The following is a 16,244-nucleotide window of genomic DNA, read 5'->3' on the forward strand; positions in this document are numbered from 1 at the left end:
GGTGACATCAACCACGAGCCAGGACCTTGCTCAACGCCTCGAGGAAACGGCTGTTTTCCGCTGGCAGGCCAATGGTGATACGCAGGTGGTTCGGCATGCCGTAATTGGCCACCGGACGCACAATCACGCCCTCGCGCAGCAAGCCCTGGAAGATTGGCGCCGCGACACGGCCCAGATCGACGCAGATGAAGTTGCCCTTGGAGGGGATCCAGCTCAGGCCCAGTTCACGGAACCCGGCTTCCAGTTGTTGCATGCCGGCCTCGTTCAAGCGGCGACTTTCAGCCAGGTAGACCTCGTCCTGCATTGCCGCACAAGCGGCGGCCAGGGCGAAGCTGTTGACGTTGAACGGTTGGCGCACACGATTCAGCACATCGGCCACCACCGCAGTGGACAAGCCATAGCCGACCCGCAGCGAGGCCAGGCCGTAAGCTTTCGAGAACGTGCGCGAGACCAGCAGGTTCGGGTAGGCCGCGAGGAAATCCAGGCCATCGGGCAAGTCGCTGCCTTCGGCATATTCGATGTAGGCCTCGTCCAGCACGACCAGCACGTGCTCGGGCACGTCTTGCAGGAAGTCGTCCAGCGCTTGGGCGTCGAACCAGGTGCCGGTTGGATTGTTCGGGTTAGCGATGAAGACCACGCGGGTGCTGGCGTCGATGGCCGCCAACATGGCCGGCAGATCGTGCCCCCAATCCTTGGCTGGAACCACATGGGCGTCGGCACCGACAGCCTGGGTGGCAATCGGATAGACGGCAAACGCGTGCTCGCTGAACACGGCGTTGAGGCCCGGCGCCAGGTAGGCACGGGCGACCAGCTCAAGAATGTCGTTGGAACCGTTGCCCAGGGTTACCTGGTTCAGCTCGACGCCGCAGCGCTCGGCCAGCAGGCTTTTCAGCGCAAAACCGTTACCGTCGGGATAACGAGTCAGCTCGGCCAACTCGTCGCGGATCGCCGCGAGCGCCTTGGGGCTCGCCCCCAGCGGATTTTCGTTGCTCGCCAACTTGACGATGCTGGCCGGGTCGAGGTCCAGTTCTCGGGCCAGTTCGTCCACAGGCTTGCCTGGAACGTAAGGCGAGAGTTGTTGCACGCCTGGCTGCGCCAGTGCGAGGAAGTTGCCACTCATTAGCTATCCGCCCTTAAAGAACTGCCTTGGGGTAGGAACCCAGCACCTTGAGTGCCACTGCTTCCTGACTGATTTTCTCCAGCACACCTTTTACCAGCGGATCTCGGTGGTGGCCGACGAAATCGATGAAGAACACGTAGGTCCATTTACCGCTGCGCGACGGACGGGTCTCGATCCGCGTCAGGTCGATGCCGTTGTCGTGGAACGGCACCAGCAGCTCATGAAGCGCGCCGGGCTTGTTGCTCATGGAGACGATGATCGAGGTCTTGTCGTCGCCGGTTGGCGGCACTTCCTGGCTGCCGATCATCAGGAACCGCGTGGAGTTGTCCGGGCGGTCCTCGATTTTCTCGGCCAGGCGCGTCAGCCCGTAAAGGCCGGCCGCCATGTCGCCGGCAATCGCCGCCGAGTTCCACTCGCCCTTGACCCGCTTGGCCGCTTCGGCGTTGCTCGAAACCGCCACGCGCTCGACGTTCGGGTAATGGGCGTCCAGCCACTTGCGGCACTGGGCCAGGGACTGGGCGTGGGAATAGATGCGGCTGATGCTGTCGGTCTTGGTGTTCTCGCCCACCAGCAAGTGATGGTGGATGCGCAGCTCGACTTCGCCACAAATCACCATGTCGTGCTCAAGGAAGCTGTCCAGCGTGTGGTTGACCGCGCCTTCGGTGGAGTTTTCCACCGGCACCACGCCAAAATTCACCGCGCCTGCCGCCACTTCGCGGAAGACTTCGTCGATGGCGGCCATCGGCTTGCTGATCACCGCATGACCGAAATGCTTCATGGCGGCGGCCTGGGTGAAGGTGCCTTCCGGCCCCAGGTAGGCGACTTTCAGCGGCTGTTCAAGGGCCAGGCACGAGGACATGATTTCGCGGAACAGCCGCGCCATCTCTTCGTTGCCCAGCGGTCCCTTGTTGCGCTCCATGACGCGCTTGAGCACCTGGGCCTCGCGCTCAGGGCGATAGAACACCGGTACTTCGCCTTCGGCCAACGAAGCCATTTTTACCCGGGCCACTTCCTGGGCGCAGCGTGCGCGCTCGCTGATCAACTCCAGGACTTTCTCGTCCAGGGCGTCGATGCGCAGGCGCAGCGCCTTGAGTTCTTGCTCAGACATCAGCCATGTTCCTTCTCGAACTCTGTCATGTAGGCAATCAGCGCATTGACGGCGTTGATGTCGACGGCGTTGTAGATGGAGGCGCGCATGCCGCCGACGGAGCGGTGGCCCTTGAGGTTCAGCAGCCCACGCTCATCGGCGCCCGCCAGGAACGGCTTGTCGAGACGGTCGTCCGCCAGGCGGAACGGCACGTTCATCCACGAGCGGTCGGATTTGTTGATCGGGTTGCTGTAGAGGTCGCTGGCGTCAATGAAGTCATACAGCGTGCGCTGCTTCACTTCGTTGAGCTTGCCGATGGCCTCGACACCGCCCTGCTCTTTCAGCCATTCGAACACCAGGCCAGACAGGTACCACGCCAGGGTCGGCGGCGTGTTGTACATCGAGCCGTTGTCGGCCGCGACCTTGTAGTTGAGCATGGTCGGGCACAGGGAACGGGCGCGACCGAGCAGGTCTTCACGGATGATGCTGACCAGGATGCCGCTCGGGCCGATGTTCTTCTGCGCACCGGCGTAGATCATGCCGAAACGGGAGACATCCACAGGGCGCGACAGAATGTCCGAAGACATGTCGGCCACCAATGGCACGTCACCGGTTTCCGGGATCCAGTTGAATTCCAGGCCGCCGATGGTTTCGTTCGGCGCGTAATGAACGTAGGCCGCATCCTTGGACAGGCTCCACTCGTTCTGGCCGGGAATCGCGAAGTAATCGTAGGCCTTGGCGCTGGCGGCAACGTTGACGTGGCCGTAGCGCGAGGCTTCCTCGATGGCTTTCTGCGACCAGATACCGGTGTCGATGTAGTCGGCCTTGCCGCTTTCCGGCAGCAGGTTCAGCGGAATCTGGGCGAACTGCTGGCTGGCGCCGCCCTGGAGGAACAGCACTTTGTAATTGGACGGAATATTCAGCAGATCACGCAGGTCCTGCTCGGCCTTGGTGGCGATGGACACGAACTCATCGCTGCGATGGCTCATCTCCATGACGGACAGGCCCTTGCCATGCCAGTCGAGAAGTTCACCCTGGGCACGCTTCAGGACCGCTTCAGGAAGCGCCGCCGGGCCGGCACAGAAGTTATAGGCTCTCTTGCTCACATCCAATCTCGCTCTGATCTGGTGGTCACTTAAATCTTTGGGTCTGCACTGTGGGAGCCAGCAAGCTCGCCCCCACAGGGTTACCATTCACTTCAGGCATGGATGAATCCGTGGCGAGGGAGCTTGCTCCCGCTTGACCGGGCTGGCGCTCCAGTGCGAAGCGCTCACAAAAAACAGGGGCCGCTGCGCAGCCCAGCGGGAGCAAGCTCCCTCGCCACAATGAATCAAACAAACCTTAAGAGAGCAGCATTACCCCTCAGGAGATGTGCAGTGTCGCAAATTTTCAAACGGGACAAACAACAAGGGGGCGAATCTTCATCCGCCCCCTGCATGTCCGCTTAGTCCTGCGGTTCTTCTTCGTCTGCGGCAGCGTCGAGCGGTTGGTCGCCGGTCATGTCGTCAACATCGGTAGCAAGAGTACCGTCGAACTCCTCGCCTTCCAGCGCTTCGCCTTCGACTTCCGAAGGCTCCTGGACCCGCTCAAGCCCGACCAGCGTTTCGTCGCTGGCGAGTTTGATCAGCGTCACGCCCTGGGTGTTACGCCCCAGGCTCGACACTTCGGCCACACGCGTACGCACCAGGGTGCCCTGGTCGGAAATCAGCATGATTTCCTCGCCATCAAGCACCTGGACAGCACCGACCAAGCGGCCGTTACGGTCGTTGCTGACCATTGCAATCACGCCTTGGCCGCCACGCTTGTACTCAGGGAACTCGCTGATGGCCGTGCGTTTGCCATAACCACGCGCCGAAGCGGTGAGGATCTGGCTGCCTTCTTCCGGGATCAGCATGGAAATCAGCTTCTGCCCTTCCGGCAGGCGCATGCCACGCACACCACGAGCGGTACGGCCCATGGCACGAACGTCGGACTCCTTGAAGCGCGTGACCTTGCCGCCGTCGGAGAACAGCATGACTTCGCGTTCGCCATCGGTGATGGCAGCGGAAATCAGCACGTCGCCTTCGTCCAGTTCCAGGGCGATCAGGCCAACACTGCGCTGGCGGCTGAAGGATTCCAGCGGGGTCTTCTTCACGGTGCCCTTGGCGGTGGCCATGAAGATGAAGTGACCCTCGGTGTATTCCTCCACCGGCAGCATGGTGGTGATGTATTCGTCACTGTCCAGCGGCAGCAGGTTGACCAACGGACGACCACGGGCGGCGCGGGACGCTTCCGGGATCTCGTAGGTCTTCAGCCAGTACACCTTGCCCTTGCTGGAGAACAGCAACAGCGTGGTGTGGCTGTTGGCGACCAGCAGGTGGGCGATGTAGTCCTCGTCCTTGACGCCGGTCGCCGACTTGCCTTTGCCACCGCGGCGCTGGGCCTGGTAGGCCGCCAGCGGCTGGGTCTTGGCGTAGCCGCCGTGGGAAATGGTCACCACGCGCTCTTCTTCCGGGATCATGTCGCCGAGGGTCAGGTCCAGGCGCGCATCGAGAATCTCGGTGCGGCGCACATCGCCGTATTCGGCGCGGATCACTTCCAACTCTTCGCGGATCACTTCCATCAGGCGCGTGGCGCTGTTGAGGATGCGGATCAGCTCGCCGATCTGGTTGAGGATCTCCTGGTACTCGGCCAGCAGCTTCTCGTGCTCCAGGCCGGTCAAACGGTGCAGGCGCAGTTCAAGAATGGCTTGCGCCTGTTCCGGCGACAGGAAGTACTTGCCTTCGCGCAGGCCGTATTGCGGATCGAGGTTCTCGGGCCGGCACGAATCGGCGCCGGCACGTTCGACCATCGCCACCACTGCCGAGGATTCCCAAGGCGTGCTGATCAGCGCTTCCTTGGCTTCCGACGGCGTTGGCGAGGCCTTGATCAGGGCGATCACCGGGTCGATGTTCGACAGGGCAACGGCCTGGCCTTCGAGAATGTGGCCTCGCTCGCGGGCCTTGCGCAGCTCGAACACCGTGCGACGGGTCACCACTTCGCGACGGTGACGCACGAAGGCCTCCAGCAGGTCCTTGAGGTTCAGGATCCGCGGACGACCGTCGATCAGCGCGACGATGTTGATACCAAACACCGCTTGCAACTGGGTCTGGGCGTAGAGGTTGTTGAGGATCACTTCCGGCACTTCGCCACGACGCAGCTCGATCACGACGCGCATGCCGTCCTTGTCGGACTCGTCACGCAGCTCGGTGATGCCTTCAAGCTTCTTCTCTTTCACCAGCTCGGCGATCTTCTCGATCAGGCGGGCCTTGTTCAGCTGGTACGGCAGTTCGGTGATGACGATCTGCTGGCGGCCACCGACCTTGTCGATGTCTTCGATGGTCGAGCGGGCACGCATGTAGATGCGACCGCGACCGGTGCGATAGGCCTCGATGATGCCGGCGCGACCGTTGATGATCGCGGCCGTCGGGAAATCGGGGCCGGGGATGTATTGCATCAGCTCATCGATGGACAGCTCGGGATTATCGATGAGGGCCAGGCAACCGTCGATGACTTCACCGAGGTTGTGCGGCGGGATGTTGGTCGCCATGCCCACGGCGATACCGCTGGAGCCGTTGACGAGCAGGTTCGGGATACGCGTCGGCATGACCGCCGGGATCATCTCGGTGCCGTCGTAGTTCGGCACCCAGTCCACGGTTTCCTTGTGCAGGTCGGCCAGCAGCTCGTGGGCCAGCTTGGTCATGCGCACTTCGGTGTATCGCATGGCCGCGGCGTTGTCACCGTCCACCGAACCGAAGTTGCCCTGGCCGTCGACCAGCAGGTAGCGCAGGGAGAACGGCTGCGCCATCCGGACGATGGTGTCGTACACGGCAGTGTCGCCGTGGGGGTGATACTTACCGATCACGTCGCCGACGACACGGGCGGATTTCTTGTACGGCTTGTTGAAGTCGTTGCCCAGCTCGCTCATCGCGAACAGCACGCGCCGGTGCACGGGCTTCAAGCCATCGCGCGCATCCGGCAGCGCCCGCCCGACGATTACGCTCATTGCGTAGTCGAGGTAGGACTGTTTCAGCTCGTCTTCGATATTGACCGGGAGGATTTCTTTGGCCAGTTCGCCCATGAGAAGCCTGATTCCTTTTTCTGGTGAAACCTCGTCACGTCCAGATGGGACGAACGAAGCTCGCCGCTGCAGGACAAGTGCCGTGCAGCGACTTACGACAAATCAACGAGTTATGCCATGGATCTGCGCAGTAAAGGCCACCTCGCGAGGCAGCCCTGGAAACCGCCGGATGTTATCACAAGAGCCGCCACGCACCTATCCCCCAGATGCGCATGGTGCGTAGTTAGTTGACCGATGACAGGCTGATATTGGACGAGAGAGGCTTAGAAGCGCTGCGAATGCAGTTTCGTGGCTCGATTTCAGCTCATTTGCGGCCTTTGCGAGCACCCTCGCGAGCCTGTTCGCGACGATGCTGCGGCGGGTAACGCAAATGCCTCAATGCAAGCGCTTGCGACACATGAGTTGTGCCATTTTCGCGGTGTCCGGCCGCTCGACGATACCCTTCTCCGTCACGATCGCATCGATCAGGTCCGCCGGGGTCACGTCGAACACCGGATTGAAGGCGTCGGCATCCGCCCCGACTCGCTTGCCGCCGACTTCCAGCAGCTCGCGGCCGTCACGCTCTTCGATGGGGATATCGTCACCGCTGGCCAGGCTCATGTCGATGGTCGAGCTCGGCGCCACCACCATGAAGCGCACGCCGTGGTGCATGGCGCAGACCGCCAACTGGTAGGTGCCGATCTTGTTTGCCACGTCGCCATTGGCGGTGATGCGGTCGGCACCGACGATGACCCAGGTCACACCCTTGGTTTTCATGATGTGGGCGGCGGCGGAGTCGGCATTGAGCGTCACCGGAATGCCTTCGTTGGCCAGCTCCCACGCCGTAAGGCGCGAGCCTTGCAGCCACGGGCGGGTTTCGTCGGCGTAGACACGCTCGACCATGCCTTCGAGGAACGCCCCGCGAATCACCCCGAGGGCGGTACCAAAGCCGCCGGTCGCCAGGGCGCCGGTGTTGCAATGGGTCAGGATGGCCTGGGCGTTGCCCTGGTGCTTGCGGATCAGGTCGACGCCCAGCTGCGCCATCGTCAGATTGGCCTCGCGGTCGCTTTCGTGGATCGCGATGGCTTCGGCTTCAAGGGCTGCCAGCGGTTCGGCGTGCTCTTTGAGACGCGCCAAGCGATCGCGCATCCGGTCCAGCGCCCAGAACAGGTTCACCGCCGTCGGCCGCGAGTCGGCCAGCAAGGCAAAATCGCTCTCCAGCGCCGCCTGCCAGTCGCCACCCTCGGCCACTCGCGCCCGCGCCGCCAGCACCACGCCATAGGCGGCGCTGATGCCGATGGCCGGCGCGCCGCGCACCACCATCGAACGAATGGCCTCGGCCACGCCGGTCGCACTGGTGTAGGCGATCCAGTTTTCCTCGAACGGCAAAACACGCTGATCCAGCAGATAAAGAGCGCCATCACGCCAATCGATGGCCTTCACCTTCTCCGCAGCCAACAGTCGATCGCGCATCCTTCACCCCGCACTCATGAACAAAAGCCGCCGATTATAGCGATCCCTCCGCGAAGACGCTCGGGTATACTTCGCCATCCTTTATAACCCATGGAACCGTTCCACGATGCCCAAGCCTGCCGTTGCGCTCGACTTATTATTGCTGCCGACCTGGTTGGTGCCTGTCGAACCCGCCGGTGTGGTGCTCAAGGATCATGGCCTGGGCATTCGCGACGGATGCATCGTGTTCATCGGCCCACGGGCCGAAGCCATGCAATGCGCTGCCAAGGAGGTTCGCGAACTGCCCGGCATGCTGCTCAGCCCGGGCTTGGTCAATGCCCACGGTCACGCGGCGATGACGTTGTTCCGTGGCCTGGCCGACGACCTGCCGCTGATGACCTGGCTGGAACAGCATATCTGGCCCGCCGAGGGTAAATGGGTCGACGAGGACTTCGTCCGCGACGGCACCGACCTGGCGATCGCCGAGCAGATCCAGGGCGGCATCACCTGTTTCTCCGACATGTACTTCTATCCCAAGGTTGCCAGCGAGCGCGTGCACAACAGCGGCATTCGCGCACAAATCGCCATCCCGATCCTCGATTTCCCGATTCCGGGCGCCGCCAGCGCCGACGAAGCCATTCGTCAGGGCATCGAGTTATTTGGCGACCTCAAGCATCATCCGCGGATCAAAGTCGCATTCGGTCCTCACGCCCCGTACACCGTGGGCGACGAGAACCTGGAGAAGATTCGCGTGATCGCCGAGGAGTTGGATGCGGCCATTCACATGCACGTTCACGAAACCGCCTTCGAAGTGCAGCAGGCTGTGGATAACACCGGCGAGCGGCCGATGGCCCGGTTGGCGCGACTGGGCCTGCTGGGACCGCGCTTCCAGGCTGTGCACATGACCCAGGTCAGCGACGAGGACCAGGCGCTGCTGGTAGAAAACAACTGCAGCGTGATCCATTGTCCGGAATCGAATCTGAAGCTGGCCAGCGGTTTCTGCCCGGTGGAACGCCTGTGGCAGGCCGGCGTCAACGTGGCGGTCGGCACCGACGGCGCGGCAAGCAACAATGACCTGGACCTGCTCGGCGAAACCCGCACCGCCGCCCTGTTGGCGAAAGCGGTCGCCGGTTCGGCCACGGCCCTGGACGCCCATCGGGCGCTGCGCATGGCCACGCTCAATGGCGCCCGGGCGCTGGGCATCGAAGCGACGGTCGGTTCGCTGGAAGTCGGCAAGGCCGCCGACCTGGTGGCCTTCGACCTGTCCGGCCTGGCCCAGCAACCGATCTACGACCCGGTTTCGCAGTTGATCTATGCCACGGGCCGCCATTGCGTGAAACACCTGTGGGTGGCCGGCAAGCCGCTGCTGGAGGATGGCCGCCTGACGCGCATGGACGAGTCGCAACTGATCGCCACGGCCCAGGCCTGGGGACGCCGCGTCAGCGGCCAGAACGAATGACACACCCTTGAGCCACGGCTCGGGTACCCGATTTTTCAAGTTTTTCGAGGATCTGCACATGAGCAACGTCGACCACGCTGAAATTGCCAAGTTCGAAGCCCTGGCCCATCGCTGGTGGGACCGCGAGAGCGAATTCAAACCGCTGCACGACATCAACCCGCTGCGGGTCAACTGGATTGACGAACGGGTCAGCCTGGCCGGCAAGAAAGTCCTCGACGTCGGCTGTGGTGGCGGGATCCTCAGCGAAGCCATGGCCTTGCGCGGCGCTACCGTGATGGGCATCGACATGGGCGAGGCGCCGCTGGCGGTTGCGCAACTGCATCAATTGGAATCCGGCGTCAGCGTCGAATACCGGCAGACCACCGCCGAAGCCCTCGCCGAAGAAATGCCCGGGCAATTCGACGTGGTCACGTGCCTGGAGATGCTCGAACACGTGCCGGACCCCTCCTCGGTGATCCGCGCCTGCTTCCAGATGGTCAAGCCCGGTGGCCAGGTGTTTTTTTCCACCATCAACCGCAACCCGAAAGCGTACCTGTTCGCAATCATCGGCGCCGAATACATCATGAAGCTGCTGCCGCGCGGCACCCATGACTTCAAGAAATTCATCCGTCCTTCCGAACTGGGCGCCTGGAGCCGCATGGCCGGGCTGACCGTCAAGGACATCATCGGCCTGACCTACAACCCGCTGACCAAGCACTACAAGCTGGCCGCCGACGTTGACGTCAACTACATGATCCAGACCCTGCGCGAGGAATGACTCGATGCGTCTCAAAGCGGTTCTCTTCGACATGGACGGCACGCTGCTCGACACCGCGCCAGATTTCATCGCCATCTGCCAGGCCATGCGCGCCGACCGTGGCCTTCCCCCCATGAACACGCAGCACATCCGCGACGAGATCTCCGGCGGGGCCCGGGCGATGGTCGCGGTGACCTTCTCCATGGACCCGGAGTCCCCGGGGTTCGAGGCGCTGCGCCAGGAATTCCTCGACCGTTACCTCAAGGGTTGCGCGGTTCACAGCCACCTGTTCGACGGCATGGCGCAAGTGCTCGCCGATATCGAGGCGGCCAACCTGATCTGGGGCGTGGTCACCAACAAGCCGGTGCGTTTCGCCGAACCGATCATGCAGCAACTGGGCTTGGCCGAGCGCTCGAAAGTGCTGGTCTGTCCCGACCATGTGAAAAACAGCAAGCCAGATCCCGAGCCGCTGATCCTTGCGTGCAAACTGCTCGACCTGGACCCGGCCAGCGTGCTGTTCGTCGGTGATGACCTGCGCGACATCGAGTCCGGTCGCAGCGCCGGCACCAAGACCTGTGCGGTGACCTACGGTTACATCCACCCGGACGATAACCCCGAGCACTGGGGCGCGGATGTGGTGATCGACCATCCTTTGGCGCTGCGCGAAGTGCTGGATAACGCGTTGTGCAGTTGCTGACCTGATTCACGTGCGGCTTTCATTTGTTGAGGTTTTTTATGTTTGACTACTCCGCCCGTCCCGACCTGCTCGAAGGCCGGATCATCCTGGTCACCGGCGCCGGTCGCGGTATCGGGGCAGCTGCCGCCAAGGCTTACGCAGCCCACGGCGCTACCGTGCTGTTGCTGGGTAAGACCGAGGCCAACCTGACCCAGGTCTACGATGAAATCGAGGCGGCCGGTCATCCGCAGCCGGCGGTGATCCCCTTCAATCTCGAAACTGCCCTGCCCCATCAGTACGATGAACTGGCCGCGATGATCGAGACCGAATTCGGACACCTCGACGGCCTGCTGCACAACGCCTCGATCATCGGCCCGCGCACGCCGCTGGAGCAATTGTCCGGTGAGAATTTCATGCGGGTGATGCAAGTCAACGTGAACGCCATGTTCATGCTCACCAGTACCTTGTTGCCATTGCTCAAGCTGTCCAAGGATGCGTCCGTGGTGTTCACCTCCAGCAGCGTTGGGCGCAAGGGCCGGGCTTACTGGGGCGCTTATGGCGTGTCCAAGTTCGCCACCGAGGGGCTGATGCAAACCCTGGCCGACGAAGTCGACACGGTCGCGCCGGTGCGCTCCAACAGCATCAACCCCGGCGCTACCCGCACCAGCATGCGCGCCCAGGCCTATCCGGGGGAGAATCCACTCAACAACCCGACGCCTGAGGACATCATGCCGGTGTACCTGTACCTGATGGGCCCGGACAGCCTCGGCGTCAACGGCCAGGCTTTCAACGCGCAATAACCGCCTGCCCCGCGTCGCGGCGATTTACCGTCGCGACGCGCCCTTCTGCGCTGCGGCACCCAGGCGAAACGCCAAGCCCCCGCCGCCCTCCGCCCGTCTGAAGCCCGCCTGCCGATCGCAACTTATTGATTCGTCGCCCGATTTTTTCAATATGAACCGAATGGCACGACTTTCGCTCTAACTCTTCCATACACGCCATGTCCGGCGAGTTGTGGACATCGATGGGAAACGCCCGCCGAGTAAGCGGACTAAACTCAGAGCGATGCCCAACGGGACTGATGGATCAGTACGACGCGCAGCCTAGAGCCGCTTCACCCCGCCGGCCAGGATCGATTCAGCTCAGGGGCTCACGCCAATATGAAAACGCCCACACAGACCAACGCGATCGACTTCGACAGCGCAAAGTTGCAACGCCTGGGTTTGGCCCTGCCGTCGCCGCTCATGGCGCGGCCCGTCAGCCTTTCCCAATTGCGCCAGCAATTGAGCCAGCAGTTGCAGACCAGCCTGGAGCCGCAGAGGATCCTCGGCCTGTTCTTTCGCGAAGTTCAACGACTGGTGCCTCTGGACGCGTTGACCTATCAGCATAAGCCCAGTGACCTGCGCCTGGAGTTTGGCCAGCGCGGCCATCACCAGCTCACTTACCACCTCAGCCATGAAGGCGAGCACTTGGGTGAACTGGTGTTCCGCCGCAATCAACGCTTCGCCGACTCGGAACAGACCGAGCTCGAGTCGATACTGTCCTCGCTGTTCTTTCCGCTGCGCAACGCCTTGCTTTACCGCGCCGCCACGCAAAGTGCCCTGCGCGATCCGCTGACCGGCACCGGCAACCGCATCGCCATGGACCAGACGCTGGAACGCGAAATCGACATGGCCAGGCGTCACATGCAACCGCTGTCGCTGTTGATGCTGGACATCGACCACTTCAAGCGTATCAATGACAGCCATGGGCATGGCGTCGGCGACGAAGTGCTCAAGGCCGTGGCCGACTCGATCAAGCATCAATTGCGCAACGTGGACATGGTGTTCAGGTTTGGTGGCGAAGAGTTCTTGATCCTGCTGTCCAACACCAGCCGGGATGCCGCGGCTTTGGTCGGTGAGCGGCTGCGTTATGCGGCGCAGGCGCAGGATTACTTTGCTGCTGGCACGAGGATCGAATTGACGGTCAGCCTGGGATGCGCGACGTTGCTGCCGGCCGAGTCAGCCGAAAGCCTGTTGCGTCGGGCTGACAGTGCGCTGTATGTGGCAAAGCGTGAGGGGCGGAACCGGCTGGCGATGGCGGGCTGACAGCCGAGCTGGTTTGATGGGAGCGCGTTTCCCCTGCGCAAGCGGGTTGCTCGCTTCCGCAGGGGTGACGCTATTGGGGATCAGCTTCCGGCTAATGCCAGACGCTCACGGGCGGCCGAAGGTTTTCCGGCGGCTTCCGATTGCTCCAGCTGCATGCAGCGTTCCAGGAACAGGTACATGTAGTCGTAGCTTTTGCACACAGCCTGGCGCAGTTCCATTTGCAGCGCCTTGCTCGGGTTCATGCCCGCCAGCGTGCAGATGATTTCCAGCGCTTCCCACGGATGAGCGTCGTCATATTGGGCGTGCATCTTCAGCCACTTCATGGCGCGCTTGCGGTCTTCCTCGGCGAATGCCGACGCATAGACGCCGTTGGAACACACCAGCGCCGACCACTCCCCGGTCGCGCCCTCGATGGCATAGTTGGTCGCGGCGATGGCCACGATCAACGCGTCCGCCGAGCTGGTGTGCCAGCACCAATGGCTCAGTGCGTGCAGTTCGGGCGGCACCTGCTGTGCTTGCAGGTCCTCGAGCGTCACGCCATGGGCGGCGCTCCAGTTCACCCAGTAGTCGGCGTGATTGAGTTCGACACGAATGTTGCGCATCAGCCAGCGACGCGCCATGTCCTCGCCGGGATGGCGGGCGAAGCGTGTCTTGGTGAGGTTCTGTGCCATGTATAAGGCGAACTGTTCAACGACCGGCCAACCACCGATAAGATAGTGGCGCATGGTCTTGGCGCTGAGCTTGTTATCGCGCATGCGTTGATACAGTTCGTGTTCGACAACCCGGCGCTTGCTCTCGCTGCAATCGGCAATGAGCTGTTGTGCCCATTTTGGATAGCTTTCAGCGTCCATGAGCGGGCCTGTTCGGTTGAATGTCTCGATCACTGTCGGGCTCCTTTTGATTGTGATTTTCTGCGGACTAACGAGAGTTTCAGCGGAACGTGCCGGGGGCCTTGAATAACAACGGTTGAGGCCTGGCCGGCCGGCATTGCAAGGTGTCACAGGTAAACAACTGTGGACGCTCGATGACATACCCCTGAGCGAAATCCACGCCGATCTCCAACAGCGCCTGTTCGATCTGTGCCGTTTCTACAAACTCGGCGATCGTACGCTTACCCATGACGTGGCCGATGTGATTGATCACTTCGACCATTGCCCGGTTAATCGGGTCGTCCAGCATATCCTTTACGAAACTCCCATCGATCTTCAAGAAGTCTACAGGTAAATGTTTCAGGTAAGCGAACGAAGACATTCCGGCGCAAAAGTCATCCAGCGAAAAATAACAACCCAAACCTTTGAGTTCATTGATAAATCGAATCGCGCTGCCCAAATTCGAAATTGCGCTGGTCTCGGTAATTTCAAAACAAATCATTTCTGGGGGGATCGAGTATGCCGCGAACTGTTTACGCAGGAAGTCCAGGAACGCCTGATCTCCTATAGTTGTGCCTGACAGATTAATCGCACACATGGCCAACGGCCCCTGGCGCGATTCATTCAGGCATTGGCGAATGATCTTGAAGACATTCTCCACCACCCAACGGTCCAGCGACGTCATCAGGCCATAACGCTCCGCGGCTGGAATGAAACTGTCCGGCAGGATCATCCGGCCCGCCTCGTCATGCAGGCGCAGCAGGATCTCGATGTGTCCGCCGCCATGGTCACCCGGGCCCAACGCGGCAATTTCCTGGGCGTAGAGACAGAAACGATTTTCTTCCAACGCCATGTGCAGGCGTTGGACCCAAGCCATTTCGCCGAACCGCAGGGACAGTTCCGAATCGTCGGCATGGTAGACCTGGACCCGGTTCCGGCCCTTCTCCTTGGCCATGTAGCACGCCATGTCCGCAGCGCGCAGGGATGCCTCCAGCGTCGTCGGGCTCTGGGAGATGTGCACCAGGCCGATGCTGACGGTGGTCACGAACGGCCGGCCTTTCCAGACAAAATGCAGGTTCTGCACGGTCTGGCGCAGGCCTTCGGCGATTTTCTCCGCAGCCTCCGGTGCGCAGTTCTCCAGCAAGATGCCGAATTCATCGCCACCCAGTCGGGCCAACGTGTCGTTTTCCCTCAGCCCCGATTGCAGCAAGGCACAAATATGCCGCAACAGTTCATCACCCGCCGCGTGGCCACAGGTGTCGTTGACCAACTTGAACTGGTCTAGGTCGAGGAACATCAAGGCGTGGCGCCCGACTTGGCGCGTCAGGTTATGCAGGGCTTGTTCGAGGCGGTATTCGAATTCGCGGCGGTTTGCCAGGCCGGTCAGGGCATCGTGAGTGGCCTGCCACGACAGGTTGGCGATGTACTGGCGCTCCTGGGTCATGTCGTGCAGCACCAGCACCGCGCCGCTGACCTTGCCGGCATGGCGGATCGGCGCGCCCACCAGCGTGACCGAGACGGTGCTGCCGTCCAGCCTCTGGATCAGCTTGGAATGTTCGCTGCCGCCGCCCAGTCGCCCGCTGAGGATGTGTTCGATCAGCGTCAGCCCCTCGGTCTGGGCGTTGTCGTCGAGCAGATTGAACAGCGCCGCCAGGGGTAGGCCCGCCGCATGCTCGGCTTTCCAATGGGTCATCGCTTCGGCGGCGGGGTTCATGTAGGCGATGGCGCCATCAACGTCCGTGGTGATTACGCCGTCGCCGATCGATTGCAGGGTGATTTGCGCCCGCTCCTTCTCCAATTGCAACGCATTGGCGAAGACCTGCCGCTGGGCCAACAGTTTGTGCGTGCGCAACAGGGCCAGGACGATCAGCCCCAGGGCCGTGGCGAAGTTGGTCACCAGCAGCAGGCGCAGGATGAACCGCGACCCTTCGCCCAACGCATCGCTGAACGCCTTGGCGGCCGGGGTGACGGAATCGTTGATCGCGAAAATCTGCGCTTTCCAGCCGCGGACATCAGCGTCCGAGACCTCTCCCGCCGTGATGCTGCGGTGCATCTGCCGGGCGACATTATCCAGTTCGGTCAAGTAGCCATCGCCGACTGTCCAGAGATCGATGGCTTCTTCCAGGTAACTGAAATGGCGAAAATTGAGGTACAGCCAGATCAGGCTGGACACGTCGTCCGGGTGATTGCCACCTTGAAGAATCCCGGTCCGTGCCGCCTCAAGATCCGGCGGCTCGCGGTCCAGGGCCACGCGCAAATCATGCCCGCCCTCGGGTACGGCGATGGCTTGTTGATACTTGCGAAAAATCGCCTCGTCACGGCTGTCGGCGTAGAGATTGAGATAATAGATGGCGTCTTTCTGGCCCTTGGACCAAAGGCTCTCCCCCGCCACGTAACCGCGAACTGCAGACAATACGTAAAGGCTGACCCCCCCAAGCAATGCTTGAAATAGCACAACAGCAATAAAGGGCCAGACGATGCCCAACAACCGTGGCGTTCCGAGAGTCCGCTTTTGCTTCATGAGGTCCCTTGCACAAGTAGCAGCGATCGGCGTTGACGCCGGTCATCCCCGCAAGACTAGGAGGCGCAGCGGTTCCCCGCAAGAGGCGGCACATTTATTTGATCCCCTGCAGCCCCACGGACCGGGCGCAAGAGAAGGGCGAGCAGCGCCTTTGGACACTCG

At 61.8% G+C, this 16,244-nt stretch carries 12 protein-coding genes; 5 read left to right on the forward strand and 7 right to left on the reverse strand.

Going from position 1 to position 16,244, the window contains the following annotated elements; all coding sequences use genetic code 11:
• Positions 1-7: 7 nt before the first annotated feature.
• The 5 genes from hisC to mtnA all read right to left on the reverse strand — a co-directional run bounded on the left by hisC (position 8) and on the right by mtnA (position 7,758).
• Positions 8-1,120, reverse strand: a complete 1,113-nt coding sequence (gene hisC, locus J3P95_RS17415) for a histidinol-phosphate transaminase (RefSeq protein ID WP_434580337.1) — start codon at positions 1,118-1,120, stop codon at positions 8-10.
• 13 nt (positions 1,121-1,133) lie between these two features.
• Positions 1,134-2,228: a prephenate dehydratase gene (pheA, locus tag J3P95_RS17420; protein WP_003199233.1), complete on the reverse strand. Its 1,095-nt coding sequence runs from the start codon at positions 2,226-2,228 to the stop codon at positions 1,134-1,136.
• Positions 2,228-3,313, reverse strand: coding sequence for a 3-phosphoserine/phosphohydroxythreonine transaminase (gene serC, locus J3P95_RS17425; RefSeq protein ID WP_434580335.1), 1,086 nt, complete (start codon positions 3,311-3,313; stop codon positions 2,228-2,230). Before serC ends, pheA begins: the two co-directional genes overlap by 1 nt.
• 338 nt (positions 3,314-3,651) lie before the next feature.
• Positions 3,652-6,306: a DNA gyrase subunit A gene (gyrA, locus tag J3P95_RS17430; RefSeq protein ID WP_186637058.1), complete on the reverse strand. Its 2,655-nt coding sequence runs from the start codon at positions 6,304-6,306 to the stop codon at positions 3,652-3,654.
• A 375-nt stretch (positions 6,307-6,681) separates the two neighbouring features.
• Positions 6,682-7,758, reverse strand: a complete 1,077-nt coding sequence (gene mtnA, locus J3P95_RS17435; RefSeq protein ID WP_434557981.1) for an S-methyl-5-thioribose-1-phosphate isomerase — start codon at positions 7,756-7,758, stop codon at positions 6,682-6,684.
• 106 nt (positions 7,759-7,864) lie between these two features.
• On the opposite strand from mtnA, the gene J3P95_RS17440 reads away from it, so the two are divergent.
• The 5 genes from J3P95_RS17440 to J3P95_RS17460 all read left to right on the forward strand — a co-directional run bounded on the left by J3P95_RS17440 (position 7,865) and on the right by J3P95_RS17460 (position 12,692).
• On the forward strand, positions 7,865-9,196 hold the full coding sequence (locus J3P95_RS17440; RefSeq protein WP_434557982.1) for a TRZ/ATZ family hydrolase: 1,332 nt from the start codon (positions 7,865-7,867) through the stop codon (positions 9,194-9,196).
• Positions 9,197-9,254: 58 nt separating this feature from the next.
• The gene (gene ubiG, locus J3P95_RS17445) at positions 9,255-9,953 is read left to right on the forward strand and encodes a bifunctional 2-polyprenyl-6-hydroxyphenol methylase/3-demethylubiquinol 3-O-methyltransferase UbiG (RefSeq protein WP_186610487.1); all 699 of its coding nucleotides are present in this window, start codon (positions 9,255-9,257) and stop codon (positions 9,951-9,953) included.
• A 4-nt stretch (positions 9,954-9,957) separates the two neighbouring features.
• On the forward strand, positions 9,958-10,629 hold the full coding sequence (gene mupP / locus J3P95_RS17450; protein ID WP_434557983.1) for an N-acetylmuramic acid 6-phosphate phosphatase MupP: 672 nt from the start codon (positions 9,958-9,960) through the stop codon (positions 10,627-10,629).
• Between the two features lie 38 nt (positions 10,630-10,667).
• On the forward strand, positions 10,668-11,408 hold the full coding sequence (locus tag J3P95_RS17455) for a YciK family oxidoreductase (RefSeq protein WP_186643084.1): 741 nt from the start codon (positions 10,668-10,670) through the stop codon (positions 11,406-11,408).
• Between the two features lie 357 nt (positions 11,409-11,765).
• Positions 11,766-12,692 (forward strand): GGDEF domain-containing protein, encoded by a 927-nt coding sequence (locus J3P95_RS17460; RefSeq protein WP_434580333.1) that lies wholly within the window; start codon positions 11,766-11,768, stop codon positions 12,690-12,692.
• 80 nt (positions 12,693-12,772) lie between these two features.
• Here the strand turns inward: J3P95_RS17460 and J3P95_RS17465 are convergent, their stop codons facing one another.
• The gene (locus J3P95_RS17465) at positions 12,773-13,576 is read right to left on the reverse strand and encodes a TenA family transcriptional regulator (protein WP_434557985.1); all 804 of its coding nucleotides are present in this window, start codon (positions 13,574-13,576) and stop codon (positions 12,773-12,775) included.
• Between the two features lie 46 nt (positions 13,577-13,622).
• On the reverse strand, positions 13,623-16,082 hold the full coding sequence (locus J3P95_RS17470) for an EAL domain-containing protein (RefSeq protein ID WP_434557986.1): 2,460 nt from the start codon (positions 16,080-16,082) through the stop codon (positions 13,623-13,625).
• Positions 16,083-16,244: the final 162 nt, after the last annotated feature.

It is taken from the genome of Pseudomonas sp. Z5-35 (assembly GCF_051131945.1).
Taxonomy (GTDB): Bacteria; Pseudomonadota; Gammaproteobacteria; order Pseudomonadales; family Pseudomonadaceae; genus Aquipseudomonas; species Aquipseudomonas marvdashtae.

Bases quoted from the DNA above. Each gene is read 5' to 3' on its own strand.
- mtnA (WP_434557981.1), bottom strand. From the start codon at position 7,758: ATGCGCGATCGACTGTTGGCTGCGGAGAAGGTGAAGGCCATCGATTGG.
- pheA (WP_003199233.1), bottom strand. From the start codon at position 2,228: ATGTCTGAGCAAGAACTCAAGGCGCTGCGCCTGCGCATCGACGCCCTG.
- J3P95_RS17440 (WP_434557982.1), top strand. From the start codon at position 7,865: ATGCCCAAGCCTGCCGTTGCGCTCGACTTATTATTGCTGCCGACCTGG.
- ubiG (WP_186610487.1), top strand. From the start codon at position 9,255: ATGAGCAACGTCGACCACGCTGAAATTGCCAAGTTCGAAGCCCTGGCC.
- mupP (WP_434557983.1), top strand. From the start codon at position 9,958: ATGCGTCTCAAAGCGGTTCTCTTCGACATGGACGGCACGCTGCTCGAC.
- gyrA (WP_186637058.1), bottom strand. From the start codon at position 6,306: ATGGGCGAACTGGCCAAAGAAATCCTCCCGGTCAATATCGAAGACGAG.
- J3P95_RS17470 (WP_434557986.1), bottom strand. From the start codon at position 16,082: ATGAAGCAAAAGCGGACTCTCGGAACGCCACGGTTGTTGGGCATCGTC.
- J3P95_RS17455 (WP_186643084.1), top strand. From the start codon at position 10,668: ATGTTTGACTACTCCGCCCGTCCCGACCTGCTCGAAGGCCGGATCATC.
- hisC (WP_434580337.1), bottom strand. From the start codon at position 1,120: ATGAGTGGCAACTTCCTCGCACTGGCGCAGCCAGGCGTGCAACAACTC.
- J3P95_RS17460 (WP_434580333.1), top strand. From the start codon at position 11,766: ATGAAAACGCCCACACAGACCAACGCGATCGACTTCGACAGCGCAAAG.